The sequence below is a fragment of the Microbulbifer variabilis genome, assembly GCF_052467165.1.
The window spans coordinates 3,877,977-3,900,911 of sequence record NZ_CP174301.1 but is presented as its reverse complement, the minus strand read 5'-3'; the positions used below and the strand labels follow the sequence as shown (position 1 = coordinate 3,900,911).

General features: G+C 49.7%; 22 protein-coding genes. 13 read left to right on the top strand and 9 right to left on the bottom strand.

The features are described from left to right. The first annotated feature begins 205 nt into the window (after window positions 1-205). From ACJJIP_RS17390 to ACJJIP_RS17380, 3 genes are read left to right on the top strand one after another with little or no spacing between them, the layout of a single operon-like run. Window positions 206-1,135: a YbgA family protein gene (locus ACJJIP_RS17390; protein ID WP_353376984.1), complete on the top strand. Its 930-nt coding sequence runs from the start codon at window positions 206-208 to the stop codon at window positions 1,133-1,135. Window positions 1,136-1,143: 8 nt separating this feature from the next. Beyond that, entirely contained in the window at window positions 1,144-2,082 is a 939-nt protein-coding gene (locus ACJJIP_RS17385; RefSeq protein WP_353376985.1) for a MerR family transcriptional regulator, read from the top strand. Then, the gene (locus ACJJIP_RS17380; RefSeq protein ID WP_444945699.1) at window positions 2,082-3,554 is read left to right on the top strand and encodes a cryptochrome/photolyase family protein; all 1,473 of its coding nucleotides are present in this window, start codon (window positions 2,082-2,084) and stop codon (window positions 3,552-3,554) included. Before ACJJIP_RS17385 ends, ACJJIP_RS17380 begins: the two co-directional genes overlap by 1 nt. Window positions 3,555-3,607: 53 nt before the next feature. On the opposite strand, the gene ACJJIP_RS17375 is transcribed toward ACJJIP_RS17380, so the two are convergent. Then, the gene (locus tag ACJJIP_RS17375) at window positions 3,608-3,808 is read right to left on the bottom strand and encodes a CPXCG motif-containing cysteine-rich protein (protein ID WP_083922672.1); all 201 of its coding nucleotides are present in this window, start codon (window positions 3,806-3,808) and stop codon (window positions 3,608-3,610) included. A 437-nt stretch (window positions 3,809-4,245) separates the two neighbouring features. Here ACJJIP_RS17375 and ACJJIP_RS17370 point away from each other — a divergent pair, with 437 nt between their 5' ends. Then, the gene (locus ACJJIP_RS17370) at window positions 4,246-4,752 is read left to right on the top strand and encodes a YqaA family protein (protein ID WP_353376987.1); all 507 of its coding nucleotides are present in this window, start codon (window positions 4,246-4,248) and stop codon (window positions 4,750-4,752) included. Between the two features lie 961 nt (window positions 4,753-5,713). Here the strand turns inward: ACJJIP_RS17370 and ACJJIP_RS17365 are convergent. Next, window positions 5,714-6,430 (bottom strand): aspartate/glutamate racemase family protein, encoded by a 717-nt coding sequence (locus ACJJIP_RS17365; RefSeq protein WP_282951641.1) that lies wholly within the window; start codon window positions 6,428-6,430, stop codon window positions 5,714-5,716. Window positions 6,431-7,540: 1,110 nt separating this feature from the next. Here ACJJIP_RS17365 and ACJJIP_RS17360 point away from each other — a divergent pair. Then, the gene (locus tag ACJJIP_RS17360; RefSeq protein WP_245556655.1) at window positions 7,541-8,749 is read left to right on the top strand and encodes a pyridoxal phosphate-dependent aminotransferase; all 1,209 of its coding nucleotides are present in this window, start codon (window positions 7,541-7,543) and stop codon (window positions 8,747-8,749) included. Between the two features lie 136 nt (window positions 8,750-8,885). After that, window positions 8,886-9,362, top strand: coding sequence for an Lrp/AsnC family transcriptional regulator (locus ACJJIP_RS17355; protein ID WP_282951640.1), 477 nt, complete (start codon window positions 8,886-8,888; stop codon window positions 9,360-9,362). 51 nt (window positions 9,363-9,413) lie between these two features. On the opposite strand, the gene ACJJIP_RS17350 is transcribed toward ACJJIP_RS17355, so the two are convergent. Next, window positions 9,414-10,343: a HupE/UreJ family protein gene (locus ACJJIP_RS17350; protein ID WP_282951639.1), complete on the bottom strand. Its 930-nt coding sequence runs from the start codon at window positions 10,341-10,343 to the stop codon at window positions 9,414-9,416. A gap of 164 nt (window positions 10,344-10,507) precedes the next feature. Next, the gene (locus tag ACJJIP_RS17345; RefSeq protein WP_444902235.1) at window positions 10,508-11,323 is read right to left on the bottom strand and encodes a peptidylprolyl isomerase; all 816 of its coding nucleotides are present in this window, start codon (window positions 11,321-11,323) and stop codon (window positions 10,508-10,510) included. Between the two features lie 242 nt (window positions 11,324-11,565). On the opposite strand from ACJJIP_RS17345, the gene ACJJIP_RS17340 reads away from it, so the two are divergent. Next, window positions 11,566-11,970 (top strand): DUF4345 family protein, encoded by a 405-nt coding sequence (locus ACJJIP_RS17340; protein ID WP_169337095.1) that lies wholly within the window; start codon window positions 11,566-11,568, stop codon window positions 11,968-11,970. Between the two features lie 205 nt (window positions 11,971-12,175). Continuing rightward, on the top strand, window positions 12,176-13,126 hold the full coding sequence (locus ACJJIP_RS17335) for an AEC family transporter (RefSeq protein WP_020411947.1): 951 nt from the start codon (window positions 12,176-12,178) through the stop codon (window positions 13,124-13,126). A gap of 58 nt (window positions 13,127-13,184) precedes the next feature. Here ACJJIP_RS17335 and ACJJIP_RS17330 read toward each other — a convergent pair whose 3' ends face one another. From ACJJIP_RS17330 to ACJJIP_RS17310, 5 genes are all read right to left on the bottom strand, one after another. Beyond that, window positions 13,185-14,027, bottom strand: a complete 843-nt coding sequence (locus ACJJIP_RS17330; protein ID WP_020411948.1) for a sterol desaturase family protein — start codon at window positions 14,025-14,027, stop codon at window positions 13,185-13,187. 154 nt (window positions 14,028-14,181) lie between these two features. After that, entirely contained in the window at window positions 14,182-15,249 is a 1,068-nt protein-coding gene (locus ACJJIP_RS17325; RefSeq protein WP_353376992.1) for a helix-turn-helix transcriptional regulator, read from the bottom strand. A 3-nt stretch (window positions 15,250-15,252) separates the two neighbouring features. Then, window positions 15,253-15,819 carry a lytic transglycosylase domain-containing protein gene (locus tag ACJJIP_RS17320; protein WP_282951635.1) on the bottom strand — a complete coding sequence of 189 codons (567 nt, stop codon included), beginning with the start codon at window positions 15,817-15,819 and terminating at the stop codon, window positions 15,253-15,255. A gap of 130 nt (window positions 15,820-15,949) precedes the next feature. Beyond that, entirely contained in the window at window positions 15,950-17,677 is a 1,728-nt protein-coding gene (locus tag ACJJIP_RS17315; protein WP_444945698.1) for a proline--tRNA ligase, read from the bottom strand. 225 nt (window positions 17,678-17,902) lie between these two features. Continuing rightward, on the bottom strand, window positions 17,903-18,304 hold the full coding sequence (locus ACJJIP_RS17310; RefSeq protein ID WP_020411952.1) for an HU family DNA-binding protein: 402 nt from the start codon (window positions 18,302-18,304) through the stop codon (window positions 17,903-17,905). A gap of 290 nt (window positions 18,305-18,594) precedes the next feature. On the opposite strand from ACJJIP_RS17310, the gene ACJJIP_RS17305 reads away from it, so the two are divergent. The 5 genes from ACJJIP_RS17305 (at window position 18,595) to ruvA (ending at window position 22,919) form a co-directional block, all read left to right on the top strand. Beyond that, window positions 18,595-18,864 carry an FmdB family zinc ribbon protein gene (locus tag ACJJIP_RS17305; protein ID WP_444945697.1) on the top strand — a complete coding sequence of 90 codons (270 nt, stop codon included), beginning with the start codon at window positions 18,595-18,597 and terminating at the stop codon, window positions 18,862-18,864. A gap of 77 nt (window positions 18,865-18,941) precedes the next feature. Further along, on the top strand, window positions 18,942-20,720 hold the full coding sequence (aspS, locus tag ACJJIP_RS17300) for an aspartate--tRNA ligase (RefSeq protein ID WP_020411954.1): 1,779 nt from the start codon (window positions 18,942-18,944) through the stop codon (window positions 20,718-20,720). Between the two features lie 103 nt (window positions 20,721-20,823). Then, the gene (locus ACJJIP_RS17295; RefSeq protein WP_353376995.1) at window positions 20,824-21,567 is read left to right on the top strand and encodes a YebC/PmpR family DNA-binding transcriptional regulator; all 744 of its coding nucleotides are present in this window, start codon (window positions 20,824-20,826) and stop codon (window positions 21,565-21,567) included. 147 nt (window positions 21,568-21,714) lie between these two features. Next, window positions 21,715-22,248 carry a crossover junction endodeoxyribonuclease RuvC gene (gene ruvC / locus ACJJIP_RS17290; protein WP_444945696.1) on the top strand — a complete coding sequence of 178 codons (534 nt, stop codon included), beginning with the start codon at window positions 21,715-21,717 and terminating at the stop codon, window positions 22,246-22,248. Window positions 22,249-22,307: 59 nt separating this feature from the next. Continuing rightward, window positions 22,308-22,919: a Holliday junction branch migration protein RuvA gene (gene ruvA, locus ACJJIP_RS17285; RefSeq protein ID WP_444945695.1), complete on the top strand. Its 612-nt coding sequence runs from the start codon at window positions 22,308-22,310 to the stop codon at window positions 22,917-22,919. Window positions 22,920-22,935 lie beyond the last annotated feature (16 nt).

Genomic DNA, 22,935 nt, shown 5'->3' with positions numbered 1-22,935 from the left:
CCTGGCCGCTCGGTAGGAATGCGGCTCTGCATTGTAGCTGCGGTGTGGGTGGGCGCAAGCGGCATAGCGCTAAATCCAGGGTGCCGAAAAAGTTATACAAAGTGGAAGCTTGTATAACTAATTGCCGCAGGCTATAAAAAAGATACATGAAATTTTTCTGCGCACCATAACTATGCATATCCATCTACTGCCTAAGAAAATCCCTGTGGGAATTAGTCGCTGCGCGGTGGGGGACCCGGTGCGTTACAACGGCAGTCACAAGCACAGTAAAGTCTGCACTCAGCTGCTGAGCAATTGCTTCGAGCTCCATTCCTATTGTCCGGAAGTGGCAATTGGCATGGGAGTGCCTCGACCACCTATTCATCTCATTGTGAGTGACCGCCTGCGAGCGGTGGGAAGAGAGGATGCCACCCTGGATGTGACGGAGTCACTGGAGCACTATGCGGATCAGGTAGTACCAGAAGTGGAAAATCTTCGCGGTTTTATTCTGATGCAGAAGTCTCCCAGTTGTGGCATTCGCACCACGCCCCATTACAAGGTGGATGGAACCGGAGTACTTGCCCATGACTCTGGATTGTTTGCCGCGCGTTTACGCCATCATTTTCCGCATTTGCCGATGGAAGAGGTGGGGCGTCTGAATGCCAGTGATATACGTGAAAATTTCCTCACCCGCGTTTTTGCCTACGATGCCTGGCATCGCTACGTGGCTTCCGACCCCCGCCCGGCTCGCGTGATCGAGTTTTATACCGCTTATAAGTACTTGCTGCTGGCCCATAGCCAGCCACAGACACGTGCACTTGGCCAGTTTGTTTCAAATTCCCGAGCGTTGGAAGCTGAGCGGTTTGCCTATGAAGTGCGGGGAAAAATTATGGAAATTCTTACCAACCAAGCCAGCCGCAAGGATCGAACTAATGCCCTGATGCATAGCCAGGGCCACCTGAAAGGTTATTTGACCAAAGAAGAGCGGGCCGAGTTGGCACATCTTATTGATGAGTACCGCCAGGGGCGCAAACCTTTATCGGCAGTGCTTACTATGCTGCGCCATTATTTACCGCGCAGTCCCCATCATTTTATCCATAGCCAGGTCTTGCTTGCTGCAGAGCCAGCTGAACTTGGTTTGTGTGAGTTTCGTTGATGGTTAGCATGAATGATACAGGTCTCACAGAAGTTGCCTATCTGCCTATTCGAGAAGTGGCACGTCGCACTGGTGTTCAGCCGGTAACATTGAGGGCCTGGGAGCGCCGTTACGGCCTCTTGACTCCGGTCCGTACCAGTAAAGGCCATCGTCTCTACAGTGACGAGGAGGTCGGGCGTATCGAAACTATTTTGACGTTCCTAGCGCGTGGCGTGTCTATAGGACAGGTTCGTGCACTATTGGAGCGTGGTGATGGAATAGTATTGCGCGCAGAGGAAAGTATAGAAACCGGGAGCAGTTGGCGTGAGTTACTTGATGAAACTTGTGAGCTGCTTCGAGAGGTTGCTGAGCCTCAGTTACGCCGGCGATTAGATCAGTGGATAACCGGTTTTTCTCCGCAGTTATTATTGGAGTGCTGGTTAAAGCCCTTGAGAGAAAGACTGGATCGGTCGCCTTTACCTGACAGGACGTTGGTTCTTTCCCTTTTTTGGCAGTTGCTACATGAGCAGCTGATAGTGGCCAACGATATTGCCCGAAAAAACCTGTGCAAAGATAACAAACCAGATAAGTGTCGTATTTTTCTCCTGGGGCCTCCGGGTGAGGAGCAAAAGGTTTTTACCCTGATGTTTGGCAACGTGCTGCTTGCCAATGGTATCGATGCTTTTGTCTTTAATGGTCAGGTAGGCATGGGCAACTTGGCAGCAATTATGCAAAAGCTGCAGGTGGATGGTGTACTTTGTTATAGCTACCGTGCGTTGCCCAAGCATTTTGTTACTAGGGATTTATCGACTCTGGCCTCAGGGCTTCGGGTGCCTCTATGGCTGGCGGGGGACTATGTTGAGATCCAAATTACTGAGTTGGATGGCATTATGAGACTGCCTTTTTGCTCAATTCTGCCAGGAGCTACCGCTAGTATTATTGCTCAATTACGGGAGCAGCTGAAGTAATGAGCCAACAATTTACCCTGGGGCGCGGTTTGGTTTGGTTGCGCAGTGATCTGCGGTTACATGATAATTCTGCGCTCTACCATGCCAGCAAATGTTGTGAACAGTTGGCCGCGATTTTCATTGCATGCCCCGATAGTTGGAAAAGCCATAATGAAGGTGATGCATTAGTGGCTTTTCGTATGGGCTGCCTTTACGAACTACAGCTCCAGTTGCAAACCAAAAATATCCCCCTGTATTTTCTCGAGGTGCCCACATTTTCTGGGGTTCCTCAGGCACTGCAGAAAATTATCCGACGCCTTAAAATAGACGCGCTATTTGCCAATGCTGAATATCCCCTAAATGAACAGCGCAGGGATAATGCTGTGCGGGAAAAGCTACAGAGAAGTGGTATTCAGGTAAATTATTATAGTGATCGTACGCTCTTTTCTCCGGGGTCAGTGAGGACAGGTAGTGGAGATCCTTACAGGGTTTTTACTCCTTTTAAGCGCGCACTGATAGAACGATGTACAGATAGTGATGTTAAGCCTTTGCCCGCCCCTCGAAAAATACCCCTGACTGATGAGAGAGCACAATGGCCGAGGTCGGTGACCCTGGAGGGGGGCGAAAAACTGAATCAAAAAGTACCTGGTAAGTTATTACATTTTTCAATTGAGGCCTTTAATTCGGGGGTTGTCAATGGCTGGAAGACTGGGGAAAAAGCTGCGCAAAAACGCCTGAAGGCATTTAGTGAAATAGTTAATAAATATCAGGCAGAACGGGATTTTCCTGCCTTGGATAGTACCTCGCGGCTATCGCCCTACTTAAATAGTGGGGCTATCTCAATCCGTCAGTGTGTAGGAATGGCCCTAAAACTCAATGACGGACACTGGTTAGGTGGACAAGATGGTATCGCCTGCTGGATTAGTGAGCTGATCTGGCGGGAGTTTTATACCCATTTATTGGTGGATTTCCCTCGGCTGAGTAAAGGAAAACCATTCAAAGAGGAAACTGATCAAATTCCCTGGTCATATGATAAAGATAGATTTGAGCGTTGGAGCCGAGGTGAAACTGGAGTGCCTATTGTCGACGCGGCTATGCGACAGCTGAACGAAACGGCATGGATGCACAACCGGTTACGTATGATAGTAGCTTCATTTTTAAGCAAAAATATGCTTATCGATTGGCGCTGGGGTGAACGGTATTTTATGCAACGCTTGATTGATGCTGACTATGCATCTAATAATGGCGGTTGGCAGTGGACGGCATCCACCGGTACTGATGCTGCACCCTATTTCCGTGTATTCAACCCTTATAGTCAATCTCGGAAATTTGATCCCAAAGGTGAGTTTATCCGAAAATTTGTGCCGGAGTTAGCTTCTCTTGATGACAAGGGTATCCATGATCCACCACCTGTTGCAGGTTATCCGCAGGTTATTTGTGATGTGGGAGCTGGACGAAAACGGGCGATTGAGCTTTTTTCGAAATTGAAATAAAGGCCGCTAACGTGTTTTAGTAAGTATCATGTGCTCCAGTTAATAAGATACGTTCAAAATATTTCATCTTCATCATATGTAGAGATTGATAAGTCTCCATTCATATCAATATTTATGCGAAAAACTATTGGATTGCAACATACTTGGCAGTCTTCGGTGTATTGCTGTGGGGTTACAGAGGTGTCGATCAATACCGTAATTGATTCACCACAATATGGGCAATATATTCTCTCTTCAATTAAGGCATTAGGCATGGTCTGCTACCTTGCTAAGTTGGGGTAAAACTTTCATTTATCTTGCCATAAGAAAAGCTTTTTGAAATCGTTGTTCGAATCTATGATTAGAATATTCGACAATTTGTGTCATGATTACTTATGTGAATATAGCAGAAATTATTTCTTTGCTATAAGGCGGGCTCCCTATTGTAACTACCCCCCCCCTCTTTTTTTTTGGAGAATTTTTTAATTTATGAAGTTGTCGATGTGAAAGGGGATGGCTTAATTAAAACAGGGGAGAGTCTGGTTTTAAACCTGAAAGCAGATTTTGCCATCTTATAACAGGGCTTTTTCATGTCTAGCCAGCTTTATTGGCTTTAAAAAGAAAGAGAGCTACTTTTTAGATCGTCATTTTCTTCCGATGAATAATAAATTGATACTACAAGATCTTGTTGCCCTCTAAGGCAGTAGCATATATGGTGTGGATTATTGCTTTAGGACTTCTGTATTACTTGACAGATATAAAGGTAGCTTTGAAATTTATGGGCAGCTTGGTTGATTTTGGGTTTGTAGGTCTTTTTATTTCCGCATTCTTGGCTGCAACTATCTTACCTTTAAGTTCAGAGGTTATTTTAAGTGCATTATTATTAAGTGGCCTATCACCAATTTCTTTAATTGCTGTAGCAACTGTTGGGAATGTGGCAGGCTCTCTGACTAATTATGCCTTGGGGTACTGGGCTGGCTTGGGGCTTGCGAAGAAATGGCTTAAGATGACCGAGAATGAATTTGATCAGGCAGAGCAAAGATTTAAGAAGTACGGGGTACTTTCACTTTGCTTTTCCTGGGTTCCAATTATTGGCGATCCATTGACAGTTGTAGCTGGTATTTTACGGGTGCGCTTGTTGTGGTTTTTGATATTAGTAGGCCTGGGTAAGCTGCTTCGATATATAGTTCTTAGCTATATGGTGTTAAAAGTTGTATAGCTATAAGGCTTTGTTATGTTTTCCTCCTGTAATGTCCAGTTTATGGTACTTTAAAGGGTAGCCGTGTTGCCTAATTGGAGTGGCGAGTACCGTAATGCCACTTCTCAAAGAGGTGAAATAGAGGCGAAAAGTAAGATATGTTTTTTGGACTAATTTATTAGAAGTCAAAATTTGTATATGCTCAGTCATTTTTACTTTATAAAACGAAATGCTCAATTGTCTTGCTGTTAAGCCAGTTTTTCAATTTTATTTCCAGTTTTTAATACCTCCGATATAGACCTCGTCGACATGGTAGTATAAGAATGTGCGGTCTCCGCGTTCAAACTTGTGTATTAACCTATCGATAAAGCTTCTATCAGGTGGTGTGGAGAAGAGAGAGTAAACAAATTGACCTGTTTGGGAATGTAAGCGTGCCTGCCCATTTCTCAACTTATGCCTCCAGTTTTGGCTTGGTAGCTTCAAGAATGTATTGATATCCATTAGCTTTAATCTGTGTTCGGGCGGATTAACCCAATTATAATTTTTCTTGTGGCGAGTGATTCTAAGCTGTCTATTTACTTTTGATATAGTTTCCATCTGTTCAGCTAATCCCTCATTTAGCCTGGAGGGAGAGTAGAGTGTTATAGTATTTTTGATAGCGTGGCTAACATCATGTTTGGTTGTACGAAACGTCCTAGCTCTTGTTTGCTTATCTAGGTATTTAACGTTTCACCGGTGATTTTGAACGGAGATCAGTCTGATATGTACTTTTTAGAATTGATTATTTCTTGTTTTACATTTTCATTTTTCTTATCACTAAAATGTACTTGGCCGATTTTTATCGGCCCACTTATAAATATTGGCATTGGCTGTAAACGAAATTAGGATAAAAAAGAGAAAGGTAATGGAAGATAAAGGGGAGGTCACTGCGGATATTCTCTAGATGACAGATACTTGGTGCTTTTGTATATATTAATGATTGCTATTTTGACCGCATCAATATCGCTTCTGCCATAGCTGCCTCTGCCAATAATCGATTGGAGTTTAACGTTGGAATGGGTGAATTACTATCGTTAATTATCAATGGTATTTCCGTGCAGCCAAGGACTACAGCATCGCATCCCGCTTCCCCGAATTGCCTTATGATATCCTGAAAATATTGAATGGTGTCTGGTTTAAAAATCCCGTTGACCAGTTCATACATAATTAAGTGGCCGACTTTTTCAATTGTTCTTTGTGGTGGGCGCTGCCAGCTTATATTTGCCGCCTCAATTTTTTCCGGATATACATCACTCTCCACAAGCCACTGGGTCCCAAGTATGCCTAGATTTGTATAGCCCTTTGACAGTGCTGAATCAACTACACAGTCAACGATATGGAGCCAAGGCAGTGGAGACTTTGAGCTTATATAATTGAATGCTTGATGGATGGTATTGTCAGGGCAAATTAGTAGATCAGCCCCTTGAGCTTTGAGTTTCTTTGCGGAAGAGAGCATCAGGTCGCCGATACCCTCGAAATTATTTGACTCCAGGTACTGTACATAACTTGCCAGGGAGTGGGTGTGCATGGAAACCTCAGGATGGGCGTGTTTCCCAAGATACTTGGCGCTCTCATTGCAAATTGTCTTGTAGCAAAGCGCTGCTCCCTCAGCGGAGCATCCCACAATACCAATGTGCTTTATTTCGTTATTTAGCTTCACCGACTACTTCCTTTGATGTTTGAATAGCCCCCAAACACGCTCTCAATTGCTTATAGGGACAGGGTTTACTGACTCGGCAATAGGAATAGTTATCTTAAACGATGCATCCAGTGGAAAGAATTGTCAGGGATTAGCTTTTCCTTTGGTAATCTCACCAAGTAGAGTGGCTCTCTTTAAGTGTTTTTGGTAGTAAGCAAATGCTTTTGTACTAGAGAATGTGTTTTTGCTGGCCCTAAAAAAATAGGAGTATCAGATCTTCTTTCGCCGTTAATATTATCGGAAGTTCAGAGTTCTGATGTTTTATTGGAAGCTTTCCAATAAATGCTGTTCAAGTGTGTAGGCATATCAATAAGCAGCTGCCAATCGGCTGGCCCATATTTCCATCACCGCCACAATTATTCCTGAGAGCAAAGATGATGAAATCGGTATCTTCTGCTTGTGTCTCTTTAGATTGGGAAGCCCTCTGTAGACTTTTGTGAATTGCAGGAATGTTTCCTGTAGGATGTAACAGCTGGACATTTCCAAGTTAAGCGCACTAATTAAAGTGTCTTTTTGCTCTTTTGGTAAAGACGTGGAGAAGGCTAAACTTGCGATATGTAATAGCGATTTAGCCAGACATCTGTTCATTTGGTCCAAGCTCTTTTTTATTTGTCCCTGAATGTCCAGTTCAGAATGGCAACTGAAAATTATCGGCGATTGTAAACCTAAAAAGGTTATGACAGATCTTCCTAGTCTCGGTTGCAGAAATAGGCGCCAATAGAAAACAGGTTTGTGCACCTTGGTAACAGGTTGACTCTTACCGGGCCTAAAATGAATTTTGCCTATCTGATCAGGTTGCTGCTGAATTATCCAGACCAACTGGTCATATTCAGGTGCTTGATAGCATTATCTGATTACCTGCTTTAACTCCTCCCCTTTAACTCTCTCTCTGGTATCTCTTTGCCGACCAGAACCCACTCCCCGGTCGCAAATCGAGAGAGACGGATACTCACAGAATTTTCTGCGGTAATGCCCCTGCAAAATTCTGCCTAATGCGAAATCAGCCCTGATTTATAGCCATCAATTACCCTGACGGTTGTTACCGTATCGGGCATAAATGGCAGATAAATAGTGAAGAACGTGACAGATTTTACTCCCCGATTCAGCCTGCAAAGTCAGGCTCTGAACAGCGAGGATTCTAATGTATGGGCCGTCAGTGACCGGGCCCATGGCCTGGCTGACAAGGGGGAGGACGTCATATTTCTATGTGTGGGTGATCCAAACTTCGACACCCCGGAGCCCATACTGGATTTTGCCCGTGCCAGGCTTGGCGTGGGACGTACCCATTACTCTCCCGCCGCGGGGGAGCCTATGTTGCGCCGCGCTATTGCCGATATCGAGAGTAAGGTATCTCAACACCCCTGCAACCCCGATGATGTCGTAGTGTTTCCAGGTGGAACCAACGCTATCTACGCAGTGCTTTCCTGCCTTCTGAATCCTGGTGAGGAGATAGTGATTCCCGAGCCGATGTATATTGGTTATGTGCCAATTTGCGACGGTCTCAGGCTCTCTGTTAAGCGGGTGGCTTGCCCTGCAGAGAAAGATTTTGCTTTCGATGTGGAAGCAATCAAGGCAGCTATTGGTGAAGAGACCCGGGTGGTAATGATCAATACCCCGGTAAACCCCACTGGCGCCATGGCAACCCCAGAGCAGTTACATGAACTGGCGGCATACTGTCGCCAGCGCAATGTCTGGTTGGTGTGCGATGAGATGTATTCCATGATTACGTTCGCTCGCCGTCATACTTCCCTACGCACGGCCGCTGAAGAGCTGGATAACATTGTGGTCATTGACGGCCTATCTAAATCCCATGCCATGAGTGGATGGCGCCTTGGCTGGGCAGTAGCTCGTGGTCCGTTGGTTGATCGGCTGGCGGAGTTTGCAGGTGCTACTATTTTCGGTTGCCCACAGTTTATCCAGGAAGCAGCGGCTTTCGCCCTGGAGTTCGATTCCTATTTCGTCAAACAGATGCGGGATGCTTACGAGCGCCGCCGCGACTTAATTGTCGAACGCATTGGCAAAATACCTGGCCTTAGCTGCTACAGCCCAGAGGCGGGAATGTTTGTTATGGTGAACGTGTCTGAAGTCGCTACCTCTGGGCAGGAGTTTGCCGAGGCCCTGCTGGATGCTGAGCGGGTATCCGTGCTACCTGGCGCACCTTTTGGTGAGAGTGCAGTGAACCATGTTCGCCTTACCCTTGCCGCGGATGAAGCTGAACTGTCCCGAGCGTTGGATCGTATCGAGCAGTTTGTCACCAGTGGAAATCGCCAGGCCGGCTGAGCCGATGAGCGAAAGAGGTCGCCTCAGACTAAAGTGTTGAGGCGGTGGCTTTTGCCGCTGTGGAGGCTGTAATGTTTCAGCCTTCAGCGAATACCGCTATCCTTGCCCCCTTTCAGATTCAAAAGAAATCAGTTCTGTGAAAATTGACCGGCATAATTTGCGTATTTTGCGGGCGCTGCAAACCAACGCCCGTATTAGCAACCTGAATTTGAGTGAACAGATTGGTCTGTCGGAGAGTGCCTGCCTGGCTCGGGTTAAGCGCCTGACCAGTGAGCGCTACATCCGCGAATTTCTTGCCGAGATTAACTTGGATAAGGTGCGCCATGCAGAGTTTTATGTAAACGTGGCCCTTAAGCGCCAGGATGCGCGTACCAGTGAAAATTTCCGGCGGATTATCAATGACATCCCTCAGATAGTATCCTGTGTGAAGATGTCTGGTGAGTTTGACTATATGTTGCGTTTCGTTTGCCCTGATGCGGCGGACTTCAATCGGGTCTCTGAGCAGCTGCTGGCCAACGAGGAAGCTGCGATCTCACGTATGACCTCGCACTTAGTCATTGAAAAAACCAAACCTTTCACTGGCTATCCCCTGGAGCTGCTGTTTCAGGACTGAGCCAAAACCGCAGGTGGTGGGGCTGAATAGCCCTACCACTGGAGCCAAGGGCTAGATTAGTAGCGATAGAGTTCTATCCAGACACCACCAGCAGGCGACTGCGCCGATCAAGTAGGCAATTGGTGTTGCTATCCAGACTGTTATATTGCCCCTTTCCCACTTCTTTTCAGGCACCTGCTGCCCTGGGATGTATCGTTGATGGAGCAGCCTGAGTATGTGACAAAACCCTATGAATAGAGTGGCAGTGATGGCGACAAACAGTATTTGTCCAGCTTCCACACCCAGGTTGAAACTGAGAAGTGCCAGGGGGATAGAGCTTTGCGGCAGCCCAATATCCGCCAGAGCACCGGCAAAGCCGAGGCCATGCAGCAAACCGAAGGCGAAGGCCACAAGCCATGGCAGGCGCGTTGTCAGGCTGCTGTAACCATGACCCTTGGCCAATATTTCTCGGGCTATAAAGACAATGCTGAGAGCGATGATTACTTCGACAGGGGCTTGTGGCAGGGATAAATGCCCCAGGGTGGTGGCGCCCAGGGTTATGCTGTGAGCTAGGGTGAAACCGGTGAGGGCAAGCAGTAGCTGCTGCCAGCCACTGCAGAGCAACATCAGGGCCAGGACAAACAAGAGGTGATCTATGCCGAGTAGAATGTGTTCCAGGCCGAGCTTGAAATAGGTGCTGGTAACTTGATCATGGGATTCCTTTTTGCCGACAGTAAAGCCAGTGCGCTCGGGCATCAGTCGTTGGAATATTTCATTCCCATCTAGCCAGGCAATCCGTACAAGTACGTCGGTGAGGGTGTGTTCCAGCCCATCAATGGAGATGGGCAGTTGTGAAAGCGCATTGGGGTGATATATCTGCCAGCGCTCTGTATAAAATCCGTTTTGGAAGCCACCACTGGCTGGGCCAAGTACAGTAGAACCCAGGCCCAGATGTACATCCAGAGACAGCCGTAATTCTCCGCGCGCGGGCACTCGCCACATAACATCAAATCGCCGTGAGTCTATCTGTTCAATTTGGAGATAGGCGGATCGTAACTCATGGGCGGTGGTAGGGAGTGAGAGAGCAGCTATACACAGCACTAATAAGTATATTTTTGCCCAGCTTTTATAGTGCATCTTTTTCGTCCTGCTATAGTGTGGCAATTTCAGAGGGATGGGGCGTCAATACGTACTGTGTAATTTTCTCGGTACTGCTGATATTGCTGTTCCAGTTGTGCTTTTCGCCTGTTTAATTGCCAATCACGCAGCACCTGAGTCCGCACTTCTGAAAACTTGGCTGCGCTGCTGGGTTCATAATCATCTACGAAAACCAGGTGCCAACCATAAGCGGACTTCAGTGGTCCAAACCAGTTTCCCTGCGATGATTTAGTAAGTTGGCTGGAAAAGCCGGGGCCAAATAGCTGATCAATACGCGTGCTGCTCTTATTGTTTATCTGATTGGGCAATAGGCTACTGTCTCCGGCAGAGGCGTCTTCCAGGCCCTGGTTAAGCCGGATGAGGACTTTTTTAATATCCTCCTGGCTATTACTGGTTTGAAAATAGAGTTGTCGGAAGCTGAAGTGGGCTTGGCGCTGGTAGTCTTTCCCATTTTGCTCCATGTATTGCTGCAGCGTGCTTTCCGCCGGCTCAACGTTGTCGGCAATATCCCTGGCGGCAAGTTCTATCTTCATACGTAAACGTCGCCGGATCACGGTGTCATTGTGATCCAGACCGAGGTTCAGCGCCTCACGGTACAATATTTCTTCTCGCACATAAGTTTCCACAAGCTGCTGTACCTCAACAGGAGAGGGTGCCCGTTGCCAGCGACGGGAAAATACTGCGGAAAGGTGCTCAATACGGTCCTCAGTTATGACAATTTTGTTGCGGTCCACCGATTGTTCTTGTACAAGCGTATCAAGGATAAACAGTGCACCGCCGATGATTAACATATGAGTGAGCGGCTCTTTGATTAGTGCTCTCATACTCGGGACCTGTTTGAAGTAACTGGTGGGAATGAAGTGGCGACCGGTAAGTATGGAAGGCGGTAAGTGTTTTGCCAGAAAGAAAAAGCTTTCCCTGCCGGCCAATTTACCAAGGAATGGTGACCTATTAGAAAGAGTGGCGGCTTGGGCCTCATATATACTTGAGGAAGGCTTTCGGGAAGGCTTGCGGTTTTGCGAGCCTTCCTAGACGTTAGATCACCGCTGGTGGAGGGGAGTTGCAGTTGAAATATTTGGGTAGAGTCTATTTAACTCTCAACTTGTTGATTTTTGCGTCTATCGGTCTGGGAGCCCTGTTTAATCCAGAGGCTTTCGCTGCAGCAGTTGGCCTGTCATTCATTTCCCCTGCAGCTGTGCCAGAGTTTCTTGCTACTTATGGTGGCTTTATGCTGGCAATTGCCGTAATTCTCTTAATTGCTCTGGCAATGCGGCCACACCGCCGGGCAGCCTATGCGGCTTTGTCGATTTCTTATATTGGGTTCGCCATGGGTAGACTTTTTGGCATGCTGGCAACCGGCAGCTTTGACGAGCGCAACTTGTTGTTTTTGGCCCTGGAAATATTGATGGTGGTCTGGGGACTTTTCTGTTATCGAGAATCTCGCTGGTTGCCGTTGCAACATGGACACTAAATGAGAGTTTTCCAATTCAAGTTGTACCTCTAAAGCTTTCGCTTATTGATAAATGACTTATTCTTTTCCCATCCAATAATTTTCCTTGTATTAATTATTGCCAAAAAGCCTGGCGAGGGCTTTCAGCCCTGGCCTGCTGTGTCTTTTTTATCAATTGAAAAATTGTTGCGCAGTGGCCCTGTGTGGCCTCTGATTGGTGGGTGAAATGTCACAGTTCCAAAGCTTGGTTGAAGCCTTGGTTATCCTGGTTGCTCTCTGTGCCTCGGCAATCTGGTTGCGTAAGCACCGGGTGATTCTCGAAGAGGAGCAGGGCGTTTTTGGGCGCCTAACGACGGATTTTGCACTGCCCGCAGTCATCCTACTCAGTTTGAGTAAGGTTCCTTTTTCCTCTCAGGCGTTAATACCGGCTGCAATTTTGTTCGTGGTTAGCATCGGTATTATGGTGCCCGCGTGGCTCATCGGAAAAATGATGGGATTAGGTCGCAAGACACTTGGCTCTATTGTATTGGTGGCTGGGTTTGGCGGCTCATCCACCTTGGGACTATCGTTGATCCGGCGGGTTTTTAACAATAATCCACTGGTAATGAGAGATAGTGTACTGATAGGGGAATATGGCGCCTTATTATCCGTGTTTACTTTTGGTGTTGCCGTAGCTATTTACTTCGGCAGGGATGAGGGAAAAAGGGAAAGTCTGTGGGAAGCCTGCAGGCCTTTTTTTACATCGCCAATTTTCATTGCCATGATCCTAGGAACTGTTATTTCTCTTATTAGCTTGCCTCAGGGAAATGTCTTTGTTCAACTATTTGAAGATATTTTGCGAGTTTCGGGTCGGTCCCTGATTGTACTGGTGGCATTCAGTATCGGTTTGGCATTGCGTCCAATTGCGGTGCGTGAACTGGCAGGTCTGATTACTGTTGCTGTGCTTTTGAAGTTAGCGGCAGAGCCTCTTCTTGCCTGGGTTCTGGCGCTGTCTTTTGAGCTGCCACACCTGGAGCGGGAGTTACTGGTTTTACAGTCTGCTATGCCCTCTGGTGCGATTGCTGCTGTCCTGGCTAAACGTTATGGATGTGATGGTGCGGTTGCCTCAGCTATGGTGGTGGCGACAGCCTTTATCAGCTTGGTATCACTGCCACTCACGCTGTATTTGGGAGGATGAGCATTCGGGAACCGGACCTGTGAATATCAGTTGAATGCCACAGGTCCGACCGAACGCCCTATGCGATAATTTTTTCTCCGTCCTCCCTATCTGGAGTTGGTGCCGTCCCATGGGCTTGAGGCAGCTTTTCACCATGGAGCTCCCCGTCTACCGCTTGGCGGAAAACTTTCTTGTAGTCTTTGAATTCAGTACCCATCAACCGGTCCCACCAAGTGAAGTAGAAGCCATAATTACCCTGGAATCGTTGATGGTGAAGGTCGTGGTGGGTGGTTGTAGTCATATTGTCCAGCGGACCATCCACCCAGCTGCGCGGGTGAAATTCGCGGCCGGTATGTAGCATGGAGTTACGGAAAATCATTACAAACAGGAAACTGAGCCAGATAGTTGGGTGTAGGGGTATTGTTAGTGCAATCAGGGGGGAGAAGAGCCCATTAACAAAAATTTCCCCGATTGAAAAACTGTAAGCCGTCCAGGGTGTGGGAGTCCGCGACATATGGTGCAGACGGTGGAAGTGTTTAAACACCCTTGGGTGGTGCATGGCCCTGTGGGTCCAGTAAAAGTAGGCGTCATGTAAAAGGATAACTACAGGCAGGCTGATCAGGTTCCACCACATAGGGTAATCACTCCACTGCCAGTAAAGCTTGGCAATGCCCATATCCTGCAGCAGATTAATAGTGATACCGAAAAGAGTGAAAATACAAACGGTCAGCATTGAGTAGCTGACTTCTCGTCGAATGTCCCCCCAGTTGGCTCGGCGTTCTTGAATTCGGCGCCGGTTCATCCAAGCGCGAAATAGCCAGCCTGCACAGATACTCATTACCGAAGCCGCCAGCACATAGCGAAATAGGGTTAATTTAAAGTGAGTGGCTCCGTAGTGACTCACGTCCATTAGAAAATCCATACTCTCACCATCAATATTGTATTGGAAATGGAGTCGCTGTTTTCCCGGTAGGATTGGGGCAGCGCGTGCGGTGGAGTTTCCAGTCTGGGGACGTTTTTTAATAGAGGCTTGCGGAAAATGAAAAAATGCTGACGGATTCCGAACGGCTGCCCAATCAGGCGGGCAGCTTCTCGCGACGGTACTCGGTGGGAGTCAAATTATGGCGGCGCTTGAAGGCAGCATTAAAGGGGCTGAGTGAGCGGTAGCCGATATCCAGGGCGATAGTCAGTACCGGAAGGTGCGCCTGTTCAGGGTCTGCAAGGCGGGCGCTGGCTTCATCAATACGGAACTGATTTAGATACTCATTAAAATTCCGATAACCGAGATGGCGATTAATCAGAGTGCGCAGCAGGTGTTCGCGAGTATCCAGTTGCTCTGCCAGCTCCCGAATAGTAAGACCCGTGTGACGGTAGCCGCCGTTTTCCATATGCTCCTGCAGTTTTACCAGCTGTGCCTGCTGCTGTTCATCCAGACTTGGCACTGGTTCTGGTGGTGGTGCCTCTTCCTCTGGGGATTCTACTGGTGCTTGTGAAAGGGACTCCCCCAAGGCGCTGGGTGCTAGTGCCAGCAGCCATAAACAAGCTGCCAGCGATAAAAGGCTGGCTAACAGTGCGTGTAGGGTCGGTACACCATTCGGCACAGGTCGGTAAGCAAACAAAGACTCGGCACTGATCACAATAAACATATAAGCGCCAACTACAATTAACAGGATTGCGCGCAGGCGGCGGCGCTCTTCCACAAGGTCGGATTGGAATTGCCCTAACAGTGTCAACACTCCCAAGCCAATCAGGGCGAGGCGCAGGAATTGGGATAGATTAAAGAAAATTTCCTGTGCGTTGGCGCTCACTGAAATTGGTGCGTGATTTGCCATGACGCTGAAGATGATGGAGAGGGAAATCGGGAGCCAGCCCCAATGTGGGAAGGATTCCTCCTCTCGGCATAGCAAATGTGTAAAAAGCCAAAAGGCGGCAGGCACCAGAATCACAGGCATATGAACAAGCATGGCAACGGTGCCACTAAGCGCGGGCAGTGTCGGTAGTAGTAGGTAGCAAATTACGCCTAGCAGGACCAGAATCAGCCACCGACCTGCAGCGAGCTGGTAGTGGTTAATGGATACTTTGGCAGCCGCCAGCAACAGTAAAGCGCAGGCCCCGCCAGAGAAAAATAAATAACCGGCGGTCATGGCTTACCTCCAGCGGTTAGCCCAGGCATCCAGGACTTTGCTGCTATAGCTGTGGCGGCCATAGCTGCCATTGTAATAAGCGAGGGCATTGGCCAAGTTACCCTTGGCTTTCTTAATATAGTGCTTGAGGATTGTGCAGCCATAGCGCAGATTGGTATCCATATCGATCAGGTTGTCATCCGGACGCCCGATTTCCTTTTTCCAGAATGGCATCACCTGCATCATACCCTGGGCACCTACTCGGGATACCGCATAGGGATTGAAGGCGCTCTCGATCTGGATTACGGCGAGGACAATCTCCGGTCGTAGTCCCGCACGCGTCGCTTCGCGGTGCACCGCTTTCAGCACATGCATCCGTCTTTTAGGGTCTTTGATATAGCGGGATAGAGGCTGGGATTTTGACATCAGCCACACCTCTGCATCGAAGCGATCGACAAAACTGTCTGCCTGGCTGATGGCTTCTCTCAGGGCGAGGCGCAACTCGGGATCGACTTCATTGGAGATGCTCTGGGATTGGGCGCCACACCAAGACAAGCATAACCATATTGTGGCGATAGCTTTTTTTATCATGGCTTGGATTTTACGAAATCCTGACAAAATGGGCAGTGCCTTTTTGCGGACCTGTAACGCAAATCTACTTTATCGCGGAGTATTGGCAGGATACCCGGCCCGCTAAGGAGCCGGGATGGCGGGTTGTGGATTAGTGGCTGATTTTATCCAGTAAGACTTCTTCCAGCTGGGAGACAGCAAACTCCTGGCTTTCAGCATCGCCGCGCCCTTTGTACTCCACCACACCTTTTTCCAGGCCGCGGTCGCCGATTACGATACGGTGTGGGATACCGATCAACTCGACATCTGCAAGCATGGCGCCAAGTCGTGCCTTTGGCTCATCCATCAGCAATACATCGATGCCTTTGTTGCGCAGGGATTCGTACAGGTGGTCGCACTTCTCCCGCACCACTTCGCTTTTGTGCATATTGATAGGCACGATCGCCAGCTGGAACGGAGCGATTGCATCTGGCCACAGAATGCCGGAATCGTCGTGATTCTGTTCGATCGCTGCCGCTACGATACGGGAAACACCGATGCCGTAACAACCCATCGGCATTACCTGTTCCTTACCGTTTTCGTCGAGTACAGTGGCATTCATTGCGCGGCTGTATTTGTCACCCAGCTGGAAGATATGGCCTACTTCAATGCCGCGTTTGATTTCCAGGGTCCCCTGTCCATCAGGGCTGATATCGCCGGGAACCACATTGCGCAGATCGGCAATACGGCCGAGCTCTACATCGCGACCCCAGTTCACGCCGGTATAGTGGTAATCGTCGCGGTTAGCACCACAGATGAAATCTGCCAAGTGCGCTGCTGATCTATCCACAACCATCTCGATCTTCATGCCCACTGGGCCCAGAGAACCGATATTGCAGCCCAGCTCGTCAGCGATACGTTGCTCTGGTGCGAACTCAAGCGGGCTTGCGATACCGGCCAGCTTTTCCGCTTTTAGTTCATTTAACTCGTGGTCGCCGCGGAGGACCAGCGCGACCAGTGGTGCGGTTTCCCCTTCTTCGCATGCGCCCATCACAATGAGAGTTTTCACCGAGTGGGCAGGGTCGCTCTTCAGGAATTCGCTGACATCGACGATGGTTTTCTGCCCTGGGGTGTGCACTTCCTGCATATCCCCACTGGGTGCGGCACGCTCACCGGCAGGGGCTACAGCTTCAGCCAGCTCTACGTTGGCTGCGTAACGGGACTCTGTGGAGAAGGCGATATCATCTTCACCACTTTGTGCCAGAACGTGGAACTCGTGGGAACTGGAGCCTCCGATAGAGCCGGTATCCGCCAGCACTGGACGGTAGTCCAGGCCAATGCGGTCAAAAATACGACAATAGGCATTGTGCATTATGTCGTAGGTTTCCTGCAGGGAGTCCGCATCGATATGGAAGGAGTAGGCGTCTTTCATGGTGAACTCGCGTGCGCGCATTACACCAAAACGGGGGCGAATTTCGTCGCGGAATTTGGTTTGTACCTGGTAGAAACTCGCCGGTAGTTGTTTATAGCTGTTGATCTCGTTGCGGATCAAATCGGTGATCACTTCTTCGTGGGTTGGGCCCAGGCAGAAGTGATTATTGTGGCGGTCCTGGATTCGCAGCAGCTCAGGGCCATACTGCTGCCAGCGGCCGGATTCTTCCCAAAGCTCTGCCGGTTGTACCACGGGCATTAGTACTTCCAGTGCTCCGGCTCGGTCCATTTCCTCGCGTACAATACGCTCCACCTTACGCAGCACGCGCAATCCTGTGGGTAACCAGGTGTACAGGCCGGATGACAGGCGACGGATCATACCCGCGCGCAACATTAGTTGATGGCTAATTACCACCGCGTCGTTTGGGGTTTCTTTTTGGGTTGCAATGAGATAACGGGATGCGCGCATAGGAATCTGTTGGGCTCAATTATCAGTAAGCTGGCTATTTTACGCTATTCATCGCGCAATAAATATTGCCGCTTGGTTCTGGTCTGGTTATTAAGATTGGGGGGCAGTGAGCTCTAACTGGCTCATATCCTATGTAAGCCAAATTAAGTAGGAAAGGGCGTTTTCCGAGTACATCAGTAAAAAACCCCGCATGAGCGGGGTTTTTTACTGAGGAAGAGGGATGTCTTAGGACTCCGCCATTTCTTTCAGCTTCTTCAGCGGACGAACTTTCACCTGAATGCTGGCCGGCTTGGCCTTAAAGGTGGTCTCTTCACCAGTGAACGGGTTGATGCCCTTGCGAGCCTTCTTGGCCGGCTTCTTCACGGTGGTGATTTTCATCAGGCCAGGCAGAGCGAACTCGCCAATAGCGCGCTTCTTGATGTGACCTTCGATGATATCGCTCAGCTCATCCAGAACAGACTGAACCTGTTTGCGGGACAGCTCAGTGTTTTCCGCAATTTGGTTCAGGACCTGGGTTTTAGTGTACTTTTCCTTGATTGCCTTTACTTTTTTGGCCGGTGCGGCTTTCTTAGCTGGAGCCTTTTTGGCAGCAGCTGTTTTAGTAGCAGCTTTCCTGGTAACAGCCATGGCTTACTTCCTTCTTTTGTTGTTTGGTATGTATCCGGTAAAAGTGTGTTTGGTCTCCCGCTGCGCTGCATCCAAAAAACGGCGGTCTCAGCGGGTGATGGAGGGAAGTATATATAGTTTTTGTTCGGCCGCACGGGGAAATACTGGAAAAATAGTGCTTTTTCTATAGTTTTTAGCCTTTTTGTGACTCTGAAACCCCTCTCGACAGGCCAAAAGGTGGGGGCAGCTTCTTCCCTTTGGGGGGCTCATGTATACTCTGTCCCCCTTTTTACAGCACCAGGTACTGAGCAATGCCGATCTATGAATACCAGTGCAATGCCTGCGGCCATGAAATGGAGGCCCTGCAGCGCATGAGCGATGACCCGCTCAAAGACTGTCTAGCCTGTGAACAGGCAGAGCTGCGTAAGAAAGTTTCCGCGGCTGGATTCCGCCTGAAGGGCGGCGGTTGGTATGAGACTGACTTTAAAACCGGTAATAAGAAAAACCTTGCCGGTGGCGCAGCCAATAATGGTAATGCCAAGGGCGACAAGCCCGCTAAGCCGGCGGCAAAGACGGCCTAGATCCGCTGTGCGGGTTTGCCCGCGCGGTGTACTCTCTACTTAAACTTTTCACCTATCGATAACGGGAATTTTCATCCATGCGCAGCGACTACTGTGGCGTCCTTCGTTCCGCGGACATAGACCGTGTAGTAACCCTCTGTGGCTGGGTCGATCGCCGTCGAGATCACGGCGGTGTGATCTTCATCGACCTGCGCGATCGCGAGGGTATTGTTCAAGTAGTATTTGATCCGGATGCTGCCGAGCATTTCGAAATGGCCGACCGCGTGCGCAGTGAATATGTGCTTAAGGTCACTGGGCGTGTGCGTGCCCGCGCTCCAGAGGCATTGAATCCAAATATGGATACAGGTGAAGTCGAGGTATATGGCACCGAGCTGGAAATTCTCAATGCAGCGGAAACCGTACCTTTCCAGTTGGATGAGCATACCGAAGTAGGTGAGGACGTACGTCTTAAGTACCGTTACCTGGATCTGCGCCGCAATGAGATGCAGAGCAATTTGTATTTCCGCTCCAAGTTGACCACTGCTATCCGCAATTACCTGGATGAACACGGCTTCCTCGATATTGAAACTCCAATCCTGACCCGTGCCACCCCGGAAGGCGCGAGGGATTATCTGGTCCCAAGCCGGACCCACGAAGGTAAATTCTTCGCCCTGCCGCAGTCTCCACAGCTGTTTAAGCAGTTGTTGATGGTTTCCGGCTTTGACCGCTACTACCAGATAGCCAAGTGTTTCCGAGACGAGGACCTGCGTGCGGACCGCCAGCCGGAATTTACCCAGATCGATATCGAGACTTCCTTCCTCGACGAGGAAGAGATCATGGCGATCACCGAAGGTATGGTCCGCAAGCTGTTTAAGGAATTGAAGGGCATTGAGTTGGGCGAGTTCCCCCGCATGACCCACTATCAGGCCATGTTGCGCTACGGTTCCGACAAGCCGGATCTGCGTATTCCGCTGGAAATGGTAGAAATTAAAGACCTGATGACCGAAGTGGATTTCAAGGTATTTTCCGGACCGGCTAATGACCCTAAGGGCCGTGTGGCCGCGATCAAAGTACCTGGTGGCTGCGATAAGCTGACCCGCAAGCAGATCGATGACTACGGTAAGTTTGTCGGAATCTATGGCGCTAAGGGGTTGGCCTATGTGAAAGTCAACGATCGCGCTGACCTTGAAAACGGTCTGCAGTCTCCAATTGTTAAATTCCTACCCCTGGAAACACGCGCGGCAATCCTCGACCGTTTGCAGGCGCAAGATGGAGATATTATTTTCTTCGGAGCGGATACGGCTAAGGTGGTTTCTGAAGCCCTGGGTGCATTGCGCTGCAAGCTGGGTGAAGACCTGGATCTCTATACCAGCGAGTGGGCTCCCTTATGGGTGGTGGCCTTCCCGATGTTTGAGGAAAATGATGACGGTAGCCTCACCGCATTGCACCACCCGTTTACTGCGCCCTCTTGCAGCCCGGAAGAGTTGGAGAAAAATCCGCTCGAAGCTTTGTCGCGCGCTTACGATATGGTGCTAAATGGCACTGAGCTGGGTGGTGGCTCTGTACGTATCCATGATCAAGAGATGCAGCAGGCGGTATTCCGCATTCTCGGCATTGATGAGGAAGAGCAGCGCGAGAAATTTGGCTTCCTGTTAGATGCGCTTAAATACGGTGCGCCCCCCCACGGTGGCCTTGCCTTTGGTTTGGATCGTCTGGTTATGCTAATGACCGGCAGCGACTCTATCCGCGATGTGATCGCTTTCCCAAAAACCCAGAGTGCGGCCTGTGTGATGACAGATGCACCGGGAACGGTGGACGCCAAGCAGCTGCGTGAATTAAGCATCCGACTGCGCCAGAAAGAAGAACAAATCAGCTGATTTTCCCCGGTGGGCTATGCGAAGCGAGCCCGCGAAATCGTGTAGATGGACAACTCGCTTCGCTTACTGGTCCATCCCACGCACAGACTGAAGAGAGACGACAATGGCCGGACATAGTAAATGGGCCAATATCAAGCACCGCAAAGCGGCCCAAGATGCCAAGCGGGGCAAGGTTTTTACCAAGATTATTCGCGAATTGACGGTTGCAGCGAAAGCAGGGCCGAACCCAGATGATAACCCGACGTTAAGGGCTACCATTGATAAAGCTCTGGGCGCCAATATGAAGCGCGATACCATCGATAAGGCGATCGCCCGCGGGGCCGGAAATGCTGAGGGTGAAAACTACGAAGCGGTTGTATACGAAGGGTACGGTGTTGGTGGTGTAGCGGTGTTGGTAGAGTGCCTGACCGACAACCGCAACCGTACGGTGGCCGAAGTGCGCCACGCTTTTTCCAAGCGCGGTGGAAACCTGGGTACAGATGGCTCGGTAAGTTACCTGTTCACGCGTAAAGGTCAGATGTTCTACGAGACTGGGGTCGATGAGGATTCGCTGATGGAAGCGGCCCTGGAAGCGGGTGCTGAAGATATCGAGACCAATGACGATGGCAGCGTTGAAGTTACCACTGAATTCCAGGACTACCTGACAGTAAAAGACGCGCTGGTAGAAGCTGGTTTTACTCCGGATAGTGCCGAGATTGCGATGATCCCCTCCACCACAGTTCCCCTGGATAAAGAAGGTGCGGAGAAGGTGCTGGCGCTGGTCGAGATGCTGGAGGATCTCGATGATGTGCAAAACGTTTACACCAATGCGGATATTCCTGCAGAGGTCATGGAAGAGTTGGGCTAACTCCCGCTCACTGCAGGGCAGGGAGCGTCCTGCCTTGCCCCATGAGATTTTCGATACGCTCCTCGCAAGCTCTCCCTTGACGCTTTCATCTCACCTTGGGACACTCCCACCACTATATAAACATACAGATACCTGGGGAGCTGCCTCTTGACCCGAATCTTGGGTATTGACCCCGGCTCGCGTAAAACGGGCTATGGAATTATCGATGTGGAGCGGGGTAAGGCTCGCTATGTGGCTAGTGGGGTTATTCGTATTCCCGAGGGACCTCTGCCGGAACGCCTCAAGCTGATTTTCGATGCGGTGTGCCAGATTGCACTGCAATACCAGCCTGCACAGATGGCAATTGAAAACGTATTTATGTCCAAGAGTGCAGGCTCCGCCCTAAAACTGGGGCAAGCCCGTGGTGCCGCTATTGTGGCTGGGACCAATAGCGGCCTCGAGGTTGCCGAGTATGAAGCGCGCAAGGTCAAACAGGCGGTGGTGGGCAATGGCGGTGCAGATAAATTGCAAGTTCAGCATATGGTAAAAACCCTGCTGTCGCTGCCAGCGGCGCCCCAGGAGGATGCCGCTGATGCGCTCGCGGTGGCGCTGTGTCATATGCATACAGAGCAGACATTGGCATTTACCGCTGGAGATGGGGGGGCGCGCAGTCGCTTCCGTCGCGGGCGTCTCAGTATGTGAATGGCTCCTGCCGCTCTCCCTCTTTCGTTGGGGCAGGTATAACAAATTTGGAATAACACATGATTGGACGATTGAGCGGCTCTCTGGCCGCAGTGCAGCCGCCGCAGCTATTGGTGGATGTGCAGGGAGTTGGCTACGAAGTGCTCGCTCCCATGACCACTATCTTTGAGCTCCCGGCCCTGGGTCAGCAGGTGCAGTTGCACACCCATTTGGCCGTTTCAGAGACTGCCCAGCAGTTGTATGGCTTTATCCGTGATGCCGATCGTAAGCTTTTTCGGATCCTGATAAAGGTAAGTGGTGTTGGACCCAAAATGGCACTGGCAATTCTGTCTGGACTCGACGGTGCGGCGTTGGCGCGCTGTGTTGCAGAAGACAATGTTGCAGCTCTGGTAAAAGTGCCTGGTGTGGGTAAGAAGACTGCTGAGCGTTTGATAGTGGAGCTGCGGGATAAGTTGACCCCGGACTTTGGTGATGCCAACGATATCCCCTTGATAGCCGCGACTGCCAGCCCCAGGGCAGATCATGCCGGAGAGGCTGAAAGTGCCCTGGCGGCATTGGGCTACAAGCCAACTGAAGCCAGTAAAATGGTTGCCCGCGCCAGCAAGGAGCAGCCTGATGCAGATAGTGCTACCTTGATTCGCTTGGCCCTGAAGGGCATGGCGCCCGCGTAAATTGAGTGCCCTGGAG